Raw genomic sequence first — 5027 nt, forward strand, 5'->3', positions numbered from 1 at the left:
GCGCAGGGCCGCTCGGGGGAAGCCGAGCCGGTCGATCAAGGTCACCGCCGGTGCCGCGACCTGCCGCCACGTCGGCGGCGTGGCCGGCGCGGTCGTGGGGATCAGGCCGAGCAGCAGGGTGGTGCCGGAGTCGAGGAGCTCGCCGATGCCGTCGAGGTCGGCGGCCGACACCCGGGCGACATCCAGCGCGACCGCGTCCGCGGCGCTCGCCCGCAGCAGCCCGGTCGGTACGGTCCCGCCGCAGCAGTGCACGGCGACCGACCGCCGCGTCGCCTCGATCGTCGTGTCCAGCACGTGCTGGGTCTCCGGTTCGGGCATCGCGGCAACGGACTCGAGAATCGTTCTGCCCGTGAGGGTTCCGGCGAGTACGTCCGGCAGGGCCGGTTCGTCGAGCTGGACGACGACCGTGGCTCCGGTCCGCCGGGTGACTTCGGCGGCGTGCCGGGACAGGCCCTCCCCCAGCGATTCGGAAAGGTCGCGTACCGCACCGGGATCGGTGAGGACGCGGCGGCCGGTGACCAGTTCGGTGTGCGCGGCGAGTGTCAGCGGACCGGCGGACTGCACCTTCACGGTGGGGCCGGGGCCGAGACCCGCGTTCTCCCAGGCCTCTTCGAACGCGTCGAGATCCTGGTTCAGCAGATCCTCGGCGCGGGCGGCGATCGTGCCGCGACGACCGGTGAGCCGGTAGCCGGTGGTGGTGCCGTCGAGGTGCAGATCCACCAGCAGCGCGCTCGCCCGGCCGATCATGTCCGCCCCGAGTCCGCGGGCGGGCAGTTCGACCAGGTGCGGGAGCGCGGCGAGTTCGCCGAGGATCACCGCGGCGGATTCACGCGCGTCGACGCCGGGCCACGATCCGATTCCGGTCCCGATGCCCGCCCAGCGTCCGGGACCTTCCGGGGCCGCGGTCACCGGCCGCCGGTCGCGGCGGCGATGGTGCCGCTGCCCACGACGATGTCCCCGGCCGGATCCGGCCGGTAGAGCACGGCGGCCTGACCTGCGGCGACACCCGTGAGCGGCTCGCGCAGCGAGATCTCGATGCCGGTGCCGACCGCCTCGGCGACCGCGGGGGCGATCCCTCCGTGGGCGCGGACCTGCACGACGCACTCGATCGGTCCCTCCGGGGCGACACCCGAGGTCCACACCGCACGTTCGGCGGTGATCGAGCGCACCTGCAACTGTTCGGCCGATCCCACCTTCACGGTGCCGCTGTCCGGGTCGATCTCGGTCACGTAGCGGGGACGGCCGTCCGGTCCGGGTCCGGCGATGCCGAGCCCCTTGCGCTGGCCGATCGTGAATCCGTGCACGCCTTCGTGTTCGGCGAGCACCGCTCCGGAGTCCGCGTCGACGACCTTGCCGGGCCGCACGCCGATGCGGGCACCGAGGAACGCACGGGTGTCACCCGACGGGATGAAGCAGATGTCGTGGCTGTCCGGCTTGTTCGCGACGGCCAGCCCACGCTCGGCGGCCTCGGCACGGATCAGCTCCTTGGGGGTGTCCCCGACCGGGAACATCGCCCGCGAGAGCTGCTCGGCGGTGAGCACCGCGAGCACGTACGACTGGTCCTTGTCGGCGTCGACGGCACGGCGCAGCACCCCGTCGTTCAGCTGGGCGTAGTGGCCGGTGGCGACGGCGTCGAAGCCGAGCGCGACCGCCCGGTCCGCGAGCGCCGAGAACTTGATCTTCTCGTTGCACCGCAGGCACGGGTTCGGGGTCTGCCCCGCCGCATACGACGCGACGAAGTCGTCGATCACGTCTTCCTTGAAGCGATCGGCGAAATCCCAGACGTAGAAAGGGATTCCGAGCACGTCGGCGGCACGCCGGGCGTCACCGGCGTCCTCCTTCGAGCAGCAGCCGCGCGAACCCGTGCGCAGCGTGCCGGGCGCCGTCGACAGCGCCAGATGCACACCGACGACCTCGTGTCCGGCATCGACGGCGCGGGCCGCGGCCACCGCCGAGTCCACACCGCCGCTCATCGCCGCGAGAATCCTCATCGTCCGTCACCTCCACGACCGGCAGCGCTCGCCAATCCGGCGGCGCGCGCCCGTTCCACCACCTGCGGCAGAGCCGCGATCACCGCGTCCACGTCGGCACGAGTCGAGGTGTGCCCCAACGAGAATCGCAACGAACCGCGTGCGATGCGCGGATCGGCTCCCATCGCGATCAGCACGTGGCTGGCCCGGGCGACACCGGCCGTGCACGCCGAACCGGTCGAGCACTCGATTCCCGCCGCGTCGAGCAGCATCAACAGCGAATCCCCTTCGCAGCCGGGGAAAGTGAAGTGCACATTGCCGGGCAGACGGTTCGCGCCGCGCGGTCCGTTGAGGATCGCTTCGGGGATCACGTCCTCGATGCCGGCGACGAGCGCATCACGCAGCGCAGCGAGTCGGGCAGTGGTCGCGTCGAGGTCGGTGACCGCCGCGTGCAGCGCCGCGGCCATGCCGACGATCGAGGCGGTGTCCTGCGTGCCCGAGCGGATGTCGCGTTCGTGCCCGCCGCCGTGGGCCAGCGGCACGCACGGCACCTGGCGGCCCAGCAGCAGCGCACCGGTGCCCTGCGGGCCCCCGAACTTGTGCGCCGCGACCGTCATGGCGGACAGGCCGCTCGCCGCGAAATCGACGGGCAGGTGGGCCACGGCCTGCACCGCGTCGCTGTGCATCGGCACGTCGAACTCGGCGGCGACCGCGGCGAGTTCGGGGATCGGCATCACGGTGCCGACCTCGTTGTTGGCCCACATGACCGTCACCAGCGCGGTGTCGTCGGCGTGCTCGGACAGTGCGGCCCGCAGCGTCTGGGGATCGACGCGCCCGTCCGCGTCGACGGGCAGCCACGTCACCTCGGCGTTCTCGTGTTCGACGAGCCACTCGACCGCGTCGAGCACGGCATGGTGTTCGACCGCGCTCGCGATCACCCGGTTCCGGCGCGGGTCCTGCGCCCGGCGGCCCCAGAAGATGCCCTTGACCGCGAGGTTGTCGCCCTCGGTGCCGCCGGAGACGAACAGCACCTCGGACGGACGGGCCCCGAGATCGGCGGCGATGGACTCGCGGGCCTCCTCGATTCGGCGGCGCGCGGCGCGGCCGGAGCCGTGCAGCGACGAGGCGTTGCCGACCGTCGCGAAGACCTGCGTCATCGCCTCGATCGCCGCAGGCAGCATCGGGGTGGTCGCGGCGTGGTCGAGGTAGACGGTCTTCGGGGAGCCGGATGTGCCGGCGGTGGGCGAGGTCATGACCGGTCCAGGATAGCGGGTGCCGGGTCGGTCCCCGACCGCTCGCTGGCCCGCGGCCGCAGCCGCAACCGTGACCGGCATCTCACCCGGCTCGCCTCGTACCGCACGTTCGCAGCGCGCCGCCAGCGCGCGACGGTCGGTGCCGGGCGGCTGGAGGGGTGCGAGCACGACGTCGGCCACGGTGCCCCGGTGCCGCAGCATCCGGCGGATCGCCTCACCGATCGTGTCGTCGCCGACGAACGCGGGAGCGGTCGCGACCGCGCCGGCGCGGCCGAGATAGCGCAATCGCACCGGCTGGACGGGACATCCGGCGTCGACGGCGGCCTGGAACAGCGCAGCCCGGAAGCGGCCGTGCGCCCGCCCACACCACGTGGTGCCCTCCGGGAACACCGTGACACGGTCACCGGCCTGCAGGCGGGTGCGGATCCCGGCGACGACCTCCGGCAGCTCGCGCAGGTTCTCGCGCTCGATGGGGATGACCCGCATACGCCGCGCGAGCGTCCCGAGCGTGCCCCAGCCGAGCAGGTCGGCGCGGGCGACGAATCCGGACGGTGCGATCGCGGTGAGCACCAGAACGTCGATCCAGGACACGTGCGGAGCGACGACGAGGACGCCCGACCCGCGTCCGGTCTCGGCGTCGTCGCGCAGGTCGGTGATCGTCGGCCGCACGCCCGCGCAGCGCAGCAACGCCCGCGCACAGCCCCGCACCAACGCGACGCGAGCGGCGGCGGGCAGCAGGCGTCCTGCGGCGAGGACCGGCACCGCGGCCAGGACGACGAGCACGACCAGCCACCGCCCCGCGCATGTGAGAAGACTCACACGATCCGGGTCGCGCGGAAGGCAACTCGTGTCGCACGGACTGGAGGGCATCCAGGGGTGGGTCCGGACGCTCACGCCGGGACCGCCGCGACGCGATCGGCCTGCTCCGCGGCGCTGCGCAGCCTCGCCAGGTAGCGCGCGTCCGCGTCGTGGAGGTTCAGCAGCGCCACGAAGTCGGCGACCCCGAAGTCCGGGTCGTGGGCGGGTTCGCCGCAGATCCGGGCCCCCAGCCGCAGATATCCGCGCAGCAGCGGGGGCAGCACGGCGCGGGCGGCCCGGTCGGTCGCCGGCACCGGACGCAGCGGCTGCACCCGGTGCCCGGGCGTCGCGGCGTGGCGGGTGAGAAGGACGTCGCGAACCGCGAGGACGTTGGCGCCGTGAACCTCGCCGGGGTGGGCACGCATCGGAACCGACACGCACCCGAAGACCCAGGTGTGGCCGGTAAGTTCCAGGTATCGCAGGATGCCCGCCCACATCAGCGTGAGCACCGTCCCGGAGCGGTGCGCCGGGTCGACGCACGCGCGGCCCATCTCGACCGCGCCGAGCCCGTGCGGGTCCAGCACGGTCAGGTCGAACTCGGTCGCGGTGTAGTAGCCCCCGGCGGCGCGGGCGGCATCGGGCGGCAGCATGCGGTAGCAGCCGACGATGGTGCCGGTGTGACGGTCGTGGACGAGCAGGTGATCACAGAACGCGTCGAACCGGTCCTCGTCCAGATCACCGGCTCCGGCCGGCAGCCGGAATCCGGGTTCGGCGGAGAACACGCGGCGGCGCAGGCGTTGCGCGGCCTCGAAGTGTTCCGGATCTGCGGAGACGAACAGGGAGTAGCGCGGTCCGGACAGCACCGGCGCGGGGTCGAGACGCGGACGGGCGAGCACCGACGGTGTGGTCATGGTGCAGGTGTATCGGGCCGGGGCGGCCGCCCGGCGGCACCGCGATGACTCCGGGATGCACGCGCGGTGAACACCTTTCCGACGATCCCGACACC

General features: G+C 73.0%; 4 protein-coding genes and 1 pseudogene. All 5 read right to left on the reverse strand.

The features are described 5' to 3' along the window. Positions 1-909 (reverse strand): methionine synthase (locus tag I0Q12_RS07330; RefSeq protein WP_197251305.1); only part of this gene is annotated, 909 nt, incomplete at its 3' end. After that, a complete protein-coding gene (mnmA, locus tag I0Q12_RS07335) occupies positions 906-1991 on the reverse strand; it encodes a tRNA 2-thiouridine(34) synthase MnmA (protein ID WP_197251306.1) in 1086 nt (361 codons plus the stop codon). The genes I0Q12_RS07330 and mnmA, both read right to left, overlap by 4 nt. After that, on the reverse strand, positions 1988-3223 hold the full coding sequence (locus I0Q12_RS32275) for a cysteine desulfurase family protein (protein ID WP_231610205.1): 1236 nt from the start codon (positions 3221-3223) through the stop codon (positions 1988-1990). Before I0Q12_RS32275 ends, mnmA begins: the two co-directional genes overlap by 4 nt. 294 nt (positions 3224-3517) lie before the next feature. Beyond that, a pseudogene (locus I0Q12_RS32280) lies at positions 3518-4093 on the reverse strand (lysophospholipid acyltransferase family protein); the annotation flags it as partial. Between the two features lie 20 nt (positions 4094-4113). Beyond that, positions 4114-4932, reverse strand: a complete 819-nt coding sequence (locus I0Q12_RS07345) for a GNAT family N-acetyltransferase (protein WP_197251308.1) — start codon at positions 4930-4932, stop codon at positions 4114-4116. Between the last annotated feature and the right edge of the window lie 95 nt (positions 4933-5027).

The sequence above is a fragment of the Rhodococcus sp. CX genome (assembly GCF_015865005.1).
Lineage (GTDB): Bacteria > Actinomycetota > Actinomycetes > Mycobacteriales > Mycobacteriaceae > Rhodococcus.

What these genes read in the sequence shown, in the direction of transcription:
- mnmA (WP_197251306.1), bottom strand. Translation starts at nt 1,991, where the DNA reads ATGAGGATTCTCGCGGCGATGAGCGGCGGTGTGGACTCGGCGGTGGCC.
- I0Q12_RS32275 (WP_231610205.1), bottom strand. Translation starts at nt 3,223, where the DNA reads ATGACCTCGCCCACCGCCGGCACATCCGGCTCCCCGAAGACCGTCTAC.
- I0Q12_RS07345 (WP_197251308.1), bottom strand. Translation starts at nt 4,932, where the DNA reads ATGACCACACCGTCGGTGCTCGCCCGTCCGCGTCTCGACCCCGCGCCG.